This is a genomic window from Micromonospora arida (genome assembly GCF_003857035.1).
Classification (GTDB): domain Bacteria; phylum Actinomycetota; class Actinomycetes; order Mycobacteriales; family Micromonosporaceae; genus Micromonospora; species Micromonospora arida.
Window position 1 is genome coordinate 1 of record NZ_QGSY01000161.1, and the last position, 15,460, is coordinate 15,460.

General features: G+C 72.6%; 10 protein-coding genes. 6 read left to right on the top strand and 4 right to left on the bottom strand.

The window, feature by feature from the left end; translation table 11 throughout:
- The first annotated feature begins 98 nt into the window (after positions 1 to 98).
- Positions 99 to 3,812, top strand: coding sequence for a S8 family serine peptidase (locus DLJ58_RS12465; RefSeq protein WP_124855977.1), 3,714 nt, complete (start codon positions 99 to 101; stop codon positions 3,810 to 3,812).
- Between the two features lie 20 nt (positions 3,813 to 3,832).
- On the opposite strand, the gene DLJ58_RS12470 is transcribed toward DLJ58_RS12465, so the two are convergent.
- Genes DLJ58_RS12470 through DLJ58_RS12485 form a run of 4 tightly spaced genes read right to left on the bottom strand, consistent with a single transcriptional unit; the run spans position 3,833 to position 8,902 of the window.
- The gene (locus DLJ58_RS12470) at positions 3,833 to 5,914 is read right to left on the bottom strand and encodes a penicillin acylase family protein (protein ID WP_124855979.1); all 2,082 of its coding nucleotides are present in this window, start codon (positions 5,912 to 5,914) and stop codon (positions 3,833 to 3,835) included.
- Entirely contained in the window at positions 5,911 to 6,735 is an 825-nt protein-coding gene (locus tag DLJ58_RS12475) for an ABC transporter ATP-binding protein (protein ID WP_124855981.1), read from the bottom strand. Before DLJ58_RS12475 ends, DLJ58_RS12470 begins: the two co-directional genes overlap by 4 nt.
- A 29-nt stretch (positions 6,736 to 6,764) precedes the next feature.
- Positions 6,765 to 7,793, bottom strand: a complete 1,029-nt coding sequence (locus DLJ58_RS12480) for a FecCD family ABC transporter permease (RefSeq protein ID WP_124855983.1) — start codon at positions 7,791 to 7,793, stop codon at positions 6,765 to 6,767.
- The gene (locus DLJ58_RS12485; protein WP_425271309.1) at positions 7,790 to 8,902 is read right to left on the bottom strand and encodes a FecCD family ABC transporter permease; all 1,113 of its coding nucleotides are present in this window, start codon (positions 8,900 to 8,902) and stop codon (positions 7,790 to 7,792) included. The genes DLJ58_RS12480 and DLJ58_RS12485 overlap by 4 nt, the downstream gene beginning before the upstream one ends.
- Before the next feature lie 73 nt (positions 8,903 to 8,975).
- Here DLJ58_RS12485 and DLJ58_RS12490 point away from each other — a divergent pair, with 73 nt between their 5' ends.
- From DLJ58_RS12490 to DLJ58_RS12510, 5 genes are all read left to right on the top strand, one after another.
- Positions 8,976 to 10,007 carry an ABC transporter substrate-binding protein gene (locus tag DLJ58_RS12490; RefSeq protein ID WP_124855985.1) on the top strand — a complete coding sequence of 344 codons (1,032 nt, stop codon included), beginning with the start codon at positions 8,976 to 8,978 and terminating at the stop codon, positions 10,005 to 10,007.
- Between the two features lie 81 nt (positions 10,008 to 10,088).
- On the top strand, positions 10,089 to 11,627 hold the full coding sequence (locus DLJ58_RS12495) for a pyridoxal phosphate-dependent decarboxylase family protein (RefSeq protein ID WP_148097987.1): 1,539 nt from the start codon (positions 10,089 to 10,091) through the stop codon (positions 11,625 to 11,627).
- A gap of 35 nt (positions 11,628 to 11,662) precedes the next feature.
- Positions 11,663 to 12,940 carry a lysine N(6)-hydroxylase/L-ornithine N(5)-oxygenase family protein gene (locus tag DLJ58_RS12500; protein WP_124856107.1) on the top strand — a complete coding sequence of 426 codons (1,278 nt, stop codon included), beginning with the start codon at positions 11,663 to 11,665 and terminating at the stop codon, positions 12,938 to 12,940.
- The gene (locus DLJ58_RS12505) at positions 12,937 to 13,563 is read left to right on the top strand and encodes a GNAT family N-acetyltransferase (protein ID WP_124855989.1); all 627 of its coding nucleotides are present in this window, start codon (positions 12,937 to 12,939) and stop codon (positions 13,561 to 13,563) included. The genes DLJ58_RS12500 and DLJ58_RS12505 overlap by 4 nt, the downstream gene beginning before the upstream one ends.
- A complete protein-coding gene (locus tag DLJ58_RS12510) occupies positions 13,560 to 15,407 on the top strand; it encodes an IucA/IucC family protein (RefSeq protein WP_124855991.1) in 1,848 nt (615 codons plus the stop codon). The genes DLJ58_RS12505 and DLJ58_RS12510 overlap by 4 nt, the downstream gene beginning before the upstream one ends.
- Positions 15,408 to 15,460 lie beyond the last annotated feature (53 nt).

Sequence of the window (15,460 nt, forward strand, 5' to 3'; positions counted from 1 at the left end):
GCGCCATGGCGTAAGTGCGTCGGGGCGCGGTGGGCGGTCGGGGTGGGCTCTGCGTCGATGCTGTGGTGCGTACCACTTCTCGACACAAAGAGGTCATCGTGGCTCTGTCTCACCGGCGCCGCCGATCCGGGCTGATCACCCTCGGCGCCGCCCTCACCCTGGCGGCCGGGTTCACCCCACCCGGCGCGGGAGCGGCCGCCGCCCCGCCGAACAATCCCGACCGCCCGGCGGGTCAACCCCCGGCCGCCGCCGGACGCGCGTCCACCGTCACCCTGATCACCGGTGACACGGTCACCGTCACCACCGCGGCGGACGGCAGCACGGTGTCGACAGTGCGCCGGCCGGACGGCAGCACCCCGAGCTTCCACCGCACCGTGCGCGACGGCGACACCTACGTCTACCCCGACGCCGCGCTGTCCTACGTGACCAGTGGTGTGCTGGACCGGCAACTGTTCAACGTCACCGACCTCATCGCCGACGGCTACGACGACGCGCACACCGACGCGCTTCCGCTGATCGTCACGATGACCGACGCGGCGGCCCGCAACCGCACCCGCCCCACCGTCGACGGCGCCGAACTGGTCCGACCGTTGGACAGCGTGCAGGGCGCGGCGCTGACCCGCCAGCGCGCCACCGCCGACCGGTTCTGGACCGCGCTGACCGCCGGTTCGACCCGGCGTACGGGTGACGCCCCGACCCTGGCCAACGGCATCGCCAAGGTCTGGTTGGACGGTCGGGTGCACGCGGACCTGGCCGAGTCCACCGCGCAGATCGGTGCGCCGAAGCTGTGGGCCGAGGGCAACACCGCCGCCGGTGTCGACGTCGCGGTGCTCGACTCGGGCGCGGACGCCGAACACCCGGATCTTGTCGGCCAGATCGCCGAGTCCAGCAGCTTCGTGCCCGAGGAGCCCGACATCCTCGACTACAAGGGCCACGGCACGCACGTCGCCTCGACGATCGCCGGCACCGGCGCCGCGTCCGGTGGCGCGGAGCGGGGCGTCGCCCCGGGTGCCCGCCTGCACATCGGCAAGGTGCTCAACAGCGAGGGCAGCGGACAGAACTCGTGGATCATCGCCGGCATGGAGTGGGCGGCCCGTGAGCAGAAGGCCCGGGTGGTCAGCATGAGCCTGGGCGGTGAGGCCACCGACGGCAGCGACCCGATGAGCCAGGCGGTCGAGCGACTCAGCGCCGAGACCGGCGCCCTCTTCGTGATCGCCGCCGGTAACAGCGGCCCGGCCACCATCGGCAGCCCGGGTGCCGCCGACTCCGCGCTGACCGTGGGCGCTGTCGACAACACCGACCACCTCGCCGACTTCTCCAGCCAGGGTCCGCGGGCCGGCGACGGCGGGCTCAAGCCCGAGATCACCGCCCCCGGCGTGGACATTCTGGCGGCCCGCTCGCACCTGGTGCGGGGCGGCTCCGGCGACTACACGCTGATGAGCGGCACGTCGATGGCCACCCCGCACGTGGCCGGCACGGCTGCGCTGGTCGCCGCCGCGCACCCGGACTGGACCGGTCAGCGGATCAAGGAAGCGCTGGTCAGCACGGTCAAGGCCACCCCTGAGTACACCCCGTACCAGGCGGGTGCCGGCCGGGTCGACGCGGTCGCTGCCGCGCACGCCACCGTCTTCGCCACCCCGAGCGCCTACTCCGGCTTCCAGGCGTGGCCGCAGCAGCCGGGCAGGACCGTCGACCGTACGGTCACCTACACCAACCTCGGCAGCGCGTCGGTCGACCTGAAGCTGGCCCTCGACGCGGCCACCGCGCCGGCCGGCCTGTTCGCGCTCTCCGCCGACCGGGTCAGCGTGCCCGCGGGCGGCACCGCCACCGTCACGGTGACCGCCGCGTACGACAAGCTGCCGGTGGAGAAGCAGGTCAGCGGCATGATCGTCGCCACCGACGACGCCGGTGCGGTGCGTGGCCGCACCCTGATCGGCGCCGGCAAGGAGGGCCAGCGGCAGAACCTGACGCTGGTCGCCAGGGACCGCGACGGCAAGCCGCTCGTCGGCAAGGTCATCCTCACCGCCGACACCCTCTTCACCGCCGTGGATCTGCCCGAGAGCGGCACCGCCACGCTGCGGCTGCCGGTGGGAAGCTGGAACGGTTGGATCTCCGCGGACGTGCGCGGCGCGCATGGGCCGCACTCCAAGGGCATGGCGATGCTCAGCTTCACCGACGTGAACCTGGACCGCGACCGCACCGTCACCCTGGACGCGCGCGCCGCCCGACAGGTGCAGGCCCGGGTGCCGCAGGAGGCCACCGCCAGCGCGCTGCGGATGGACATCCACCGGTCCACGAAGAACGGTCTCACCGAGAGTCAGGTGCTGCCCGACGACTCGTACGACAGCATGTGGGCGTTGCCGACGAGCCGTCCGGTGACCGACGGCGAGTTCGAGTTCGGTGCCCGCTGGCGGCTGGAGCAGCCGGCCCTGACCGTTTCGGCGGGCGGTCGCTCGTACGACGATCTGTTGGTGAAGCGGGCGACCCCGGCGCTGCCGGCCGGTCGTCGTCAGCTGGACGCGGTCTACGTCGCCGACGCATCGGCGACGGGGCTAGCGAAGCGTCCGGTCCGGGATCGAGCCGTGGTGGTGCGCCGCAGTGACAGCGTGGACATCGCCACCCAGGCGCAGGCCGCCGCGGCGGCCGGAGCGACGGTGCTGCTCGTGGTGAACGACGGCGTCGGTCGGCTCCAGCCGTGGGACGAGGCACCGTGGAGTCCGGAGAGTCCGGCCCCGGTGACCGTGGCGACCCTCGGCGCCGACGAGGGTGGGCAGCTCATCGCCGCGCTGGAGCGCGGCCCGGTGCGGCTCACCGTCGAGTCGCACCCGGAGACCACCTACCTGTACGACGTGGCGCACCACTGGACCGGCACGGTTCCGGCCGACCCCACCTACCGGCCCACGAAGCGGCAGTTGGCCCGGGTCGACGTGGAGTTCCGCAACTACCGGCAGGGCAAGGCGCTGGAGTTCCGCACCGACGTCTGGCGCGGCTGGGCGTCGAGCAACCAGGAGCCGGCCCCGGCGCAGGGCCGACGCACCGACTGGGTGAGCGCCGACCAGCGGTGGATCGACGACGCGTTCATCGCCGGCGAGACCGGTCAGCACCTGATGGCGGTGACCACGTACCCGGCCGGCAAGCCGAGCGCCGTCACCTGGTTCGGGCCGATCCAGCGACCCCGGATGGGCGGCAGCTACGTGCCGGTCCGGTACCTGGACACCGTCTACCTGCCCGCGCCCGGTTGGGGCGACGGGGGCGGGCACATCGGTGAGGCGTACGCGAACTACGACATGGTCAACCGGACCACCCTCTACCAGGGTGACAAGGAGCTGAACTGGGGTAACGCCGAGTACCTCCAGGTCTCCGGGCTGGCGTCTCAGCGACTGCCGTACCGGCTGGTGTTGGAGAACGACCGGGCCGCGTGGACCAACCCGTACTCCCGGCAGACCCGCACCGAGTGGGGCTTCCACTCGTCGGTCACCGGGGAGGAGTCGGCCGAGGTGCTGCCGATGATCCAGCTCGACTACCAGGTGGCCATCGACTCCACCGGCAGGGCGTCGCGGCGGGCACCGCTGACCGTTGTCGCCTCCCACCTGCCCGACGTCACCGGCACGATCGGCGCGGTGACCGTCGAGGTGTCCTACGACGACGGGGCGACCTGGCAGAAGCAGCGGCTGACCCGGCACGGCGACGGCTGGCGTACCTCGCTGGCCGCACCGGCGAAGGCCGGCTTCGTGAGCCTGCGCACCACGGCGCGCGACACCGCCGGCAACACCGTGAGCCAGAGCATCAGCCGGGCGTTCGGCCTGCGCTGACAGCACCGCGGCCGGTGCCGTCAGTGGAGTTCCTCGGCGAGCTGGTCCCAGTCCGTGACGACCGGCAGCAGGTCCCCGGCCAGCCAGGCGGCGCTCTGGTCATTGTGGTGCGGATCGCCGGGCACCCCGCAGGCGCCCAGGGGGACCACCCAGCGGCTGTCCGAGCGGCGGGCCAGGTCCCAGACGAAGCGCGCCGCCGGCCCCCGGAAGCACCAGTGGGTGACCCCGGGGACGCTGGAGGTTGCCAACACACAGTCGTGGTCACCGCCGAGCCGAGGGCCGGGCCCGGTGTCCGGTCCGGGCAGGGCCCGCCACGGCGCCAGCCGGTGCAGGTCCCCCCAGGGCACCTGCCCGGCTGCCGCGTCGGCGACCTCCTCGGCCGCCGCGCGTACCAGCGCGGTGATGTCCACACCGGGCAGCGGGGTCGCGCCGAGCAGGTGCTCCAGCGCGTGACCGACGCGCGGCGTCAGCGCCAGCCAGGGCGCGAACACCTCGGGGTACGCGGGCAGCTCGGCCAGCTCGGCCAGCGCCGGGTGGGCGGCGATCCGGCGTACGACAGCCGCCCGCAGGAGGGCGTAGGCCGCCGCGTCCGTGCTGTCGGCGGCCATCCGGCGGTCCCAGCGCAGCAGTCGTTCACGCAGCGCGGTGGCGGCCTGACCGAGTTCCGTCGACTCGCCGAGGACGGCCAGCAGCGCCCCGGCCGCGCCCAGGTACGTGTCGGTGTGCACCGAGGCCATCTCGTCGGCCGTCCAGGCCGAACGGGCGTCGAGCAGCTCGGCGATGCGATGCGCCCGGTGCGGTGGGGCGAACTCCACTCCGAATGGCGCCGCCAGCCCGCGCTCGTTGGCCATCACCGACCGACCGACCACCTCGGCGCGGGGCATCGGCGCGTGCCAGCCCTGCCAGGCGTACGCGGAGTCCCATCCGGGGACCACCCGCCGGCCGTTCTCCGGGTGCCGCGCCGGCACCGTTCCGGCGACCCGGTGCAACAGCCCTCCGGCGGTGTCCGCCGCCTGCACCACGTTGACCGGCTCCACCCAGTGCCGCAGCGCGTGGTCCACATCGGCCACGGTGCGGGCGCGCAGCAGCTCGGGCAGCGTCGCGAAACCGAGGTCGCCCCGGACCCGGGGCGGGTAGCGCAGGCTGACGGCACTCTCGTCGTCCGGCCCGCCGGCGATCACCGGACCACGATCGGTCTCCACCACCTCGACCTCGACCGGCTCGGCCCTGGCCACCTCGATCGTCTCGACGTGGCGGTGCGCCGGTCGCCAGCCGTCCGGGCCGAGCGCCTGCACCCGGGGGCCGTCGCGGCGCAGCCGCTCCGCGTACACGTCCTGGTAGTCGGCCATCGCGTTGGTGATCGCCCAGGCCACCGCGCCGGTGTGCCCGAAGTGCGCGATGCCCGGCACACCCGGCACCGCCAACCCGACCACGTCGTACTCCGGGCAGGCCAGCCGGATCTGCTGGTAGACGCCGGGATCCTCGATGAACCGGTGCGGATCGCCGGCGAGCAGCGCGGCCCCGGTGCCGGTGCGCTCGGCGGCGAGCAGCCACCCGTTGCTGCCGGCCACGGCCGGCCCGTCGGTGGCGAACAGGTCGATCGCGTCCGGCCCGAGCCGCTGCGCCACGTGCTCGCGCCAGAGCTTGCCGGGAAACCCGGCGAACAGGATGTGGTGGCCCAGCCAGACCGCGAGCGGCGTCCACGGCTCCCACCGACCCGGGCGCAGCCCGGTGGCGGCGAACTCCGGTGATCGGGCCGCCCCGGCGGCGAGAGCGGCGTTGACGCCGTCCACGTAGGCGCCCACCCACTCGGCGGTCGCCGGGTCCAGTGCCGCGTGGCACCGGCGTGCGGTGTCGTCGAGCCGGACCTGCCGCACGAACCGGTCCCAGCCGAGCGCGTCGGGGCCGAGAAACGCCGCGCTGGTGCCTTGGGCGCGGTGCCGTTCCACCTCGATCTGCCAGGCCCGGTCGTACGCGGTCACCCGGCCCTGCGCCGCCGCCAGCGCGAGCGGGTCGTCGGCCCGCAGGTGCGGCACCCCCCACGGGTCGCGGAAACGGCGCTCGTTGCTGTGCTTGCTGGCTCGCTCGCGCCGCTCGCTCACGCCGGCTCCGGGGCCAGGGTGGTGGCGCGGCGTCGGGCCGCGGGGACGACCAGCGGGGTCCCCGTCTCCGGGTCGTCGATCACCCGGCAGGGCAGCCCGAACACCTCCGCCACCAGGTCGGCGGTGACCACCGACGCCGGCTCCCCGGCGGCCACCACGCGCCCGTCGCGCATGGCGATCAGGTGGGTGGCGTAGCGGGCCGCGTGGTTCAGGTCGTGCAGCACCGCGACAAGGGTGCGGCCCTGCTCCTCGTGCAACCGGGCGCAGAGGTCCAGGATCTCGATCTGGTGGGCGATGTCGAGGTACGTGGTCGGCTCGTCGAGCAGCAGCAGGGGCGTCTGCTGGGCCAGCGCCATGGCGATCCAGACCCGCTGCCGCTGCCCGCCGGACAACTCGTCCACCGCCCGGTCGGCGAGGTCGTCGACCCCGGTCGCGGCCATCGACTCCTCGACCACCCGCTCGTCCTCGCGGGACCACTGCCGCAGCAACCCCTGATGGGGGTAGCGACCCCGGGCGACCAGCTCGGCGACGCTGATGCCGTCCGGTGCGATCGACGACTGCGGCAGCAGGCCGAGCGTACGGGCCACCTTGCGGGCCGGCAGATCGTGAATGTCCCGTCCGTCCAGCAGCACCGCACCGGCGCTGGGGCGCAGCATCCGGGACAGGGCGCGCAGCAGCGTCGACTTGCCGCACGCGTTCGGGCCGATGATCACCGTGAAGGACCGGTCGGGCACCGCCACGGTCAGGTTCTCGGCGATGGTGCGCTGGTCGTAGGCGAGGGTCAGCGCGGTGCCGCCGAGTCGGGATTCGCCGGGTCGCATGGGTGCTCCTTCGAGGGCGTCACGGGTGTTCACAGCCGGCCCGCCCGACGTTCCATCGCCAGCAGCCAGACCAGGTAGCCGCCGCCGATCACGCCGGTCACCACGCCGACCGGGAGTTGGTGCCCGGCGAACGCGCGCTGCGCCACCAGGTCGGCCCCGACCAGCAGCGCCGCGCCGACGGCCATCGACGGCAGCAGGTTCGGACCCGGGGCCCGGGTCAGTCGTTTCGCCACGTGTGGGGCGACGAGCGCCACGAAGGACACCGGCCCGGCGGCGGCAGCCGCGAACGAGACCAGCAGCACGGCGGCAGCGAGCAGCACCAGGCGCAGCCGGCGTACCGGCACGCCCAGGGCGCTGGCCGCGTCGTCGCCCAACTCCATCATCCGCAGCGCCGGGGCGCAGCCGACGAGCACCAGCGGCGCCAACACGACCAGGACGACGAGCAGCGGCCCGGCGTTGGCCCAGCCTCGCCCGTCCAGGCTGCCGGTGAGCCAGAGGACCGCGCGGGCGGCCTCCATCAGGGGCGCCCGGGTCAGCAGGTAGCCGTTGACGCCGGTCAGGATCGCGGCCACCCCGATGCCGACCAGGATGAGCCGGTAGCCGTGCACTCCGCGCCGCCAGGCGAGCGCGTAGATCACCAGACCGGTACCGAGGCCACCGACGACCGCGGCGCCGGCCAACGCCAGGCTGCTGCCACCGAGGACGACCACCACGAGCGCTCCGGTCGAGGCACCCTGGGTGAAGCCCAGGATGTCCGGGCTGCCAAGCGGGTTGCGAACCAGCGACTGGAACACCGTGCCGGCGAGAGCCAGTGCCGCACCGACCAACAGGGCGGTGACCAGTCGGGGCAGGCGCAGTTCGAGCACGATGAACTGCTCCGCCACGGTGCCACCGCCGGTCAGCGTGCGTAGCACGTCCGCCGGTCCCATCGGGTAGTCACCACTGCCCAGGGCCACCAGACCGAACCCGGCGGCAAGCACCGCCGCGCCGGCCCCGACGCCCAACGCGCGGGGCCGGAACCGCAGCGACAACCCCCATGAAGTACGCAGAACTGTCACGGTTGCGCCACCGGTCGGCGGGTGACCAGCCACAGGAAGAGCGGGCCGCCCAGCACGGCGGTCACCATGCCGACCTGGAGTTCTCCGGGGCGGCCCAACACCCGGCCGAGCACGTCGGCGCCGAGCAGCAACGCGGGTGCGAGCACCGCGCAGTACGGCAGCAGCCAGCGCAGGTCCGGGCCGGTCAGGGCGCGGACCAGGTGCGGCACCAGCAGCCCGACGAAGACGATCGGCCCGCATGCGGCGGTCGCCGCACCGCAGAGCAGGGTGACGGCGACGATCACGGCGGCGCGGATCAGCGCGGGTCGCGCGCCGAGGGCTCGCGCCGCGTCATCGCCGAGCGCCAGCGCGTTCAGCGGACGAGCGGCACCGAGCGCGACCAGCAGCCCGATGAGGATGAACGGCAGCACCCGGGTGACGGTCGCGGAGTCGGCGCTGGCCAGTGAGCCGACCGTCCAGAAACGCAGCCGCTCCAGCGACGCGGTGTCCAGCAGCATCACCGCGCTCACGTAGGAGTAGAGGGTGGCGTTGAGCGCCGCCCCGGCCAGCGCGAGTCGGGCCGGGGTGGCGCCGCGTCCGCCGCCGACGGTGTAGACGAGCGCGGTCACCGCCGCCGCGCCGAGCAGCGCGAACCAGACGTACCCGCCGACGGCGGTGACGCCCAGGAACGCGGCGGCGGTGGCGACGGCCGCGGACGCGCCGGCATTGATGCCGAGCAGCCCGGGGTCGGCGAGCGGGTTGCGGGTGAGGGCCTGCATGATCGCGCCGGCCACCCCGAGGGCGGCACCGGCGAGCAGCCCGAGCAGGGTGCGGGGCAGGCGCATCCGGTGCACCACGGCGTACTCGGTGGCGTCGCGGTGCAGCAACCCGGACCAGACGTCGGCGAGCGGCATCGCCTTCGCGCCGACCGCGATGCTGAGCACCACGATCACCGCGAGCAGTGCCACGGCGGCGACCAGGCCGGCGGCGCGGGCGGTCCGACGGCCACGCCGGCGAGGGGGTGCGGCCGTTCCCCTGGCCGGCACGGGCGGTGCCGGTCGGGTGACGGTGGGTGTGGCGTCCAGTGTGGGCTCCGGGGTGGTGGCGACACGGCGAACCGCTGTTGACAATGACCGAGGTTAGGCTAACCTAACCCCGCTGCCCCGGTCGACCCCGGCCAACCCTTGATCGAAAGACAACACCATGCCCGATGCTCTGTCCGCCCGTCGCCTCTCCCGCCGTGGCCTGCTGGCCGCCGGTGGCGCTGCCACGCTGGCCACCTTGCTCGCCGCCTGCGGCAAGGACGATGCCGCCAAACCCGCCGCCGGCAACGGAAGTGGCCCCTGGGCGTTCACCGATGACCGCGGCACGAAGGTCGAGGCCCCGGCCCGTCCTGCCCGCGTGGTGGCCTTCACCGGTGTGGCGGCTGCCCTGATCGATTTCGGTCTCGACAAGCAGCTCGTGGGCGTGTTCGGTGAGACCAAGCGCGCCGACGGCACCGCCGACCCGCAGGCCGGCGACCTGAACGTCGAGGGCGTCGAGATCCTCGGCAACGTGTGGGGCGAGTTCAGCCTGGAGAAGTACGCCGCGCTGCGCCCCGAACTGCTGGTCACCCACATGTACGACCCGGACGCGCTCTGGTACGTGCCGGACGAGAGCAAGGCCAAGATCCTTCCGCTGGCGCCCAGTGTGGCGATCACCACCGCCCGGGTGCCGATGACCAAGCCCATCGAGCGGTACGCGGCGCTGGCCGAGTCGCTCGGCGCGGACCTGTCCGCGAAGAAGGTCACCGACGGAAAGGCCCGCTTCGACGCCGCCGCCGAGGCGGTCCGGCAGGCGGTCAAGGCCAACCCAGGGATCAAGGTGATGGCCTGCTCCGGCAGCCCCGACCTCTTCTACGTCTCCAACCCGAAGGTCAGCACCGACCTGATGTACTTCGCCGAGTTGGGCGTCGACATCGTGGTCCCCACCAAGCTCGAATCCGGCGACTACTTCGAGGCGTTGAGCTGGGAGAGCGCCGGCAAGTTCCCGGCCGACCTGATCCTGCTGGACAACCGCAGCACCGCGCTACAGGCCAAGGACCTCACCGCCAAGCCGACCTGGCAGCAACTGCCGGCGGTCAAGGCCAACCAGGTGAGCCCGTGGGACGCCGTACCCCGCTTCTCGTACGCCGGCTCCGCGCCGTTACTGGAGAACCTCGCCACCGCCATCCGGAACGCGAAAAAGGTCAGCTGACGAACACCACATCCCCCAGGCGCACCGCCGCGCCTGGGGTGGGTTCCGGCTGCCCTCGTCCAGAACGTGGAAGGACTACCAGTGACCGTGCCGACGTACCCCGCCGAGACCACCACGCCGCCACCGGCGTCGACCGCCGCGCGGGCCCAGCTGCTGCATGGCGGCTCGGTCGAGCAGTACCGCCGGACGATCGCCGACGGCATCGACCGGGTCGCCCGCCGGGTGGCCACCGTGGACCGTCCCGGCACCGGGATCACGCCGGCCGAGCTGGCCCCCCTGGTCGACCGGGTGGACCTGGACCGTCCGCTGGGCGACGCCGGCGCCGCCCTCGACGAGCTGGAGAACGTCTACCTGCGCGACGCCGTCTGGTTCCACCACCCCCGCTACCTGGCCCACCTCAACTGCCCGGTGGCCATCCCGGCACTGCTCGGTGAGGCGGTGCTCACCGCCGTTAACTCCTCCCTGGACACCTGGGACCAGAGCGCCGGGGCCACCCTCATCGAGCGCCGGCTGATCGACTGGACGGCCGAGCGGATCGGCCTCGGCTCCCGCGCCGACGGCATCTTCACCAGCGGCGGCAGCCAGTCCAACCTCCAGGCGCTGCTGCTGGCCCGGGAGGAGGCGTGCGCCGACGCCATCGGCCCGGCGGCGCGCGCCGAACTGCTGCCCCGGCTGCGCGTGCTCACCTCCGCCGCCGGTCACTTCAGCGTGCAGAAGTCGGCCAAACTGCTCGGCCTCGCCCCGGACGCGGTGATCGCGGTGCCCACCGACGCCCGGCGACGGATCCGGCCGGCCGCCGTCCGCGAGGAGATCGCCCGGTGCCGGCAGGCCGGGCTGGTGGTGATGGCCGTCGTCGGCACCGCCGGTACCACCGACTTCGGCTCGATCGACCCGCTCACGGACCTGGCCGCGATCTGCGCGGCAGCCGGCGTGTGGCTGCACGTGGACGCCGCGTACGGGTGCGGTCTGCTCGTCTCGTCGACGCGCCGGCACCTGCTCGACGGCATCGAGCGGGCCGACTCGGTCACCGTCGACTTCCACAAGTCGTTCTTCCAGCCGGTCAGCTCCAGCGCGCTGCTGGTCCGCGACCGGCGGACGCTGCGGCACGTCACCTACCACGCCGACTACCTCAACCCGGCCCGGATGGTGGAGCAGCGCATTCCCAACCAGGTCGACAAGAGCTTGCAGACCACCCGCCGTTTCGACGCGCTGAAGCTCTGGCTCACCCTGCGGGTGATGGGCCCGGACGCGCTCGGCGGGCTCTTCGACGAGGTCGTCGACCGCGCCGTCGACGCCTGGCAACTGGTCAGCGAGGACCCGCGCTTCGAGGTGGTGACGCGCTCGGAGCTGAGCACAGTGGTGTTCCGCTACCTGCCCACCGGCCCCGGCCGGGAGTTGGCCGACGCCGCCAACCTGTACGCCCGGGAGGCCCTGGCGGCGTCCGGTCTCGCCGTGGTCGCCGGGACCCGGGTGGACGGCCGGCACTTCCTGAAGTTCACCCTGCTCAACCCGGCCACCACCGTCGACGACGTCGGGTACGTGCTCGACCTGATCGCCACCCACGCCGGTCAGTACGTGCACGACCACGTCGACGCCGACCTGACCTGCCCCGTCGGCTGACGCCGGTGACCACGAATCCGCGCCTGGAGACCCCGATGTCCACCCACGACTTCATCGCCATCGGGTTGGGCCCGTACAACCTGGGCCTGGCCTGCCTCACCGCGCCGATCGACGACCTCGACGGGGTGTTCCTGGAGGCCCGGCCGAGCCTCGCCTGGCACCCCGGGATGCTGCTGGAGTCGGCCCGGTTGCAGACCCCGTTCATCGCCGACCTGGTCAGCCTCGCCGACCCGACGTCGCCGTACTCCTTCCTCAACTACCTCAAGGAGATCGGCCGGCTCTACCCGTTCTACATCCGGGAGAGCTTCTACCCGCTGCGCAGTGAGTACGACGCGTACTGCCGGTGGGCGGCGGCGAAACTGCCGAACCTGCGCTTCGGTCAGAGCGTGACCACTGTGGAGTACGACCCCGCTGACGAGCGGTACGTGGTGCGGGCCAGCACCGGCACGGGGGAGACCGTGGAGTACCGGGCCCGGCATCTGGTGCTCGGCACCGGCACCCCGCCGCACCTGCCCCCGGCCGTGGCCGAGTTGCCCGGCGACGCCGTGCACAACTCCCACTACCTGGAGCACCGCACGGCGCTGCGTACCAAGCGCAGCATCACAGTGGTGGGCAGCGGGCAGAGCGCCGCCGAGATCTACCACGACCTGCTCGGCGACATCGACCGGTACGGCTACCAGCTCAACTGGGTGACCCGGTCGCCGCGGTTCTTCCCGCTCGAATACACCAAGCTGACGCTGGAGATGACCTCACCGGACTACGTGGACTACTTCCACGCGCTGCCCGAGGTGACCCGCTACCGGCTGGAGTCCGAGCAGAAGGGCCTGTTCAAGGGGATCAACGTCGACCTGATCAACGACATCTTCGACCTGCTCTACGCGCACAGCGTGGACGGTCCGGTGAACACCCGCCTGCTCACCAACACCGAGCTGGTCAGCGCCGAGCACCAGGACGGGCAGTACACGCTGGGGTTGCGTCAGGTGGAGCAGGAGCACGACTTCGTGCTGCGTACCGAGGGGTTGGTGCTGGCCACCGGCTACCACTACCGGGTGCCGGAGTTCCTCACGCCGGTGCGGGACCGGATCCGTTGGGACGCGCACGGCCGCTTCGACGTGGCCCGCAACTACAGCATCGACCACAGCGGGCGGGGCATCTTCCTGCAGAACGCGGGCACCCACACGCACAGCATCACCTCACCGGACCTGGGCATGGGCGCCTACCGCAACTCCTGGATCATCCGCGAGCTGCTCGGCCGGGAGCACTACCCGATCGAGAAGAGCATCACCTTCCAGGAGTTCGGGGTGTCGTCGTGACCAGCGTCTTCACCCGGGTCGACGAGGGGCTCGGTGAGTTCGCGCTGCGGCCGCTCGATCCGGACGCCGACGCCGCGCTGCTGCACGCCTGGGTGACCCACCCGAAGGCGGCGTTCTGGATGATGCAGGACGCCGACCTGGCCCAGGTCACCGAGGAGTACCGGCGCATCGCCGAGCACCCGCACCACGACGCGTACCTCGGCCTGTGGCGGGGGAGTCCCGCCTTCCTCGCGGAGCGCTACGACCCGGCCCACGTCGAACTGGTCGGCCTGTACGACCACCAGCCCGGTGACGTGGGCATGCACTTCCTCTGCGCGCCGGTCGACGCGCCCGTGCACGGCTTCACCCGGGCGGTGATCGGTGCCGTCATGGCGTGGCTCTTCGACGACCCGACGACCCGGCGGGTGGTGGTCGAACCGGACGTGCGCAACACCGCCGTGCACGCGCTGAACGCCACCGTCGGCTTCACCGTCGTCGGCCCGATCGCCAAGCCCGAGAAGGACGCGCTGCTCAGCGTCTGCACCCGAGCCCAGTTCCAGGCCGCCGCCGACCGCGCCGCCGCCGACCGCGCCGCCGCCGCCGACCGCGCCGCCGTCACCCGAACCGAAGGAGCCCCGGCGTGACCACCACCGCCGTCCCCACTCACCCGCCCGTCGCCACCGCGTACAACGCCTCCGGCGACCCGGTCGGGCACCTCACCCCGCAGCGCTGGGCCCGGGCCAACCGGCTGCTGGTCCGCAAGGCGCTCGCCGAGTTCACCCACGAGCGGCTGCTGGCCCCGGAGGCCGTGGCCGGCCCCGACGACCAGCAGTGGTACGAGGTCCGCAGCGACGACGGCGGTGTCACCTACCGGTTCGCGGCGCGGGTGCTCGCCCTGGCGCACTGGCAGATCGACGCGGACAGCATCACCCGACACCGCGACGGCACCTCCCTGGCCCCGGACGCGGTGGACCTTGTCGTCGAACTGCGCGACACGCTCGGGCTCTCCGCGCGGGTGCTCCCGGTCTACCTGGAGGAGATCACCTCGACGCTGGCGGGTACGGCGTACAAGCTGGCCCAGGCCGCGCCGAGCGCCGCCGAGCTGGCCGAGGCGGACTTCCAGACCATCGAGACCTCGATGACCGAGGGCCACCCCTGCTTCGTGGCGAACAACGGCCGGCTCGGCTTCGGCATCGACGAGTACCACCGGTACGCCCCGGAGGTCGCCGCGCCGGTGCGGCTGGAGTGGCTGGCCGCGCACCGGGACCACTCGACGTTCAGCAGCGCCGCCGACCTCGACTACGACACGCTCATGGAGAGTGAGCTGGACGCCGAGACCCGGACCCGGTTCGCGGCCACGATGGCCGATCTCGGGCTGGATCTCGCCGACTACCACCTGATCCCGGCGCACCCGTGGCAGTGGTGGAACAAGCTGGCGGTCACCTTCGCCGGTGAGCTGGCGGAGCGGCGGCTGGTGCACCTCGGCCCCGGGCCGGACGTGTACCTCGCCCAGCAGTCCATCCGCACCTTCTTCAACGTCAGCGAGCCGGGTCGGCACTACGTCAAGACCGCGCTGTCGGTGCTGAACATGGGCTTCATGCGGGGGCTGTCGGCCACGTACATGGAGGCCACCCCGGCGATCAACGACTGGCTGGCCGGCCTGATCGCCGCCGACGAGGTGCTGACCGGCACCGGCCTGACCGTCATTCGGGAGCGGGCCGCTGTGGGTTACCGGCACCGGCAGTACGAGGCGGCGACCGAGCGCACCTCCCCGTACCGCAAGATGCTGGCCGCCCTGTGGCGGGAGAGCCCGGTGCCCGAGCTGGCACCGGGGCAGCGACTGTCCACCATGGCCGCGCTGCTGCACGTCGACGACGAGGGCGGCTCACTGGCGGCGGCGCTGATCGCCCGGTCTGGCCTGGCGCCCGAGGTATGGCTGCGCCGCTACCTGGACGCCTACCTGACCCCGCTGCTGCACAGTTTCTACGCGCACGACCTGGCCTTCATGCCGCACGGCGAGAACGTCATCCTGGTCCTCGACGAGCAGGACACCGTCCAGCGTGTGATCTTCAAGGACATCGCCGAGGAGATCGCGGTGATGAGTGACAAGGTCGAGCTGCCGGCGGCGGTGGAGCGGATCCGCGTCGAGGTGCCCGACGACACCAAGCTGCTGAGCATCTTCACCGACGTGGTGGACTGCTTCCTGCGGCACCTCAACGCGGTCCTGGTAGAGGCCGGCGTGCTCGCCGAGGACGACTTCTGGCGCACTGTCGCGGCCTGCGCCGCCGACTACTTCGACCGGGTGCCGCACCTGGCCGAGAGGGTCCGTCACTACGACCTGTTCGCCCCGGAGTTCACGCTGTCCTGCCTCAACCGGCTGCAACTGCGCAACAACCAGCAGATGATCGACCTGGCCGACCCGTCGGCGGCGCTCCAGTTCGTCGGCACCCTCACCAACCCGCTCGCCGCTTACGCTCCGGCCCGGTGACCGCTGTCGCGTCTGGTCGGCGGGCACGCCGACGCGTGCAATAGGGCGGATGG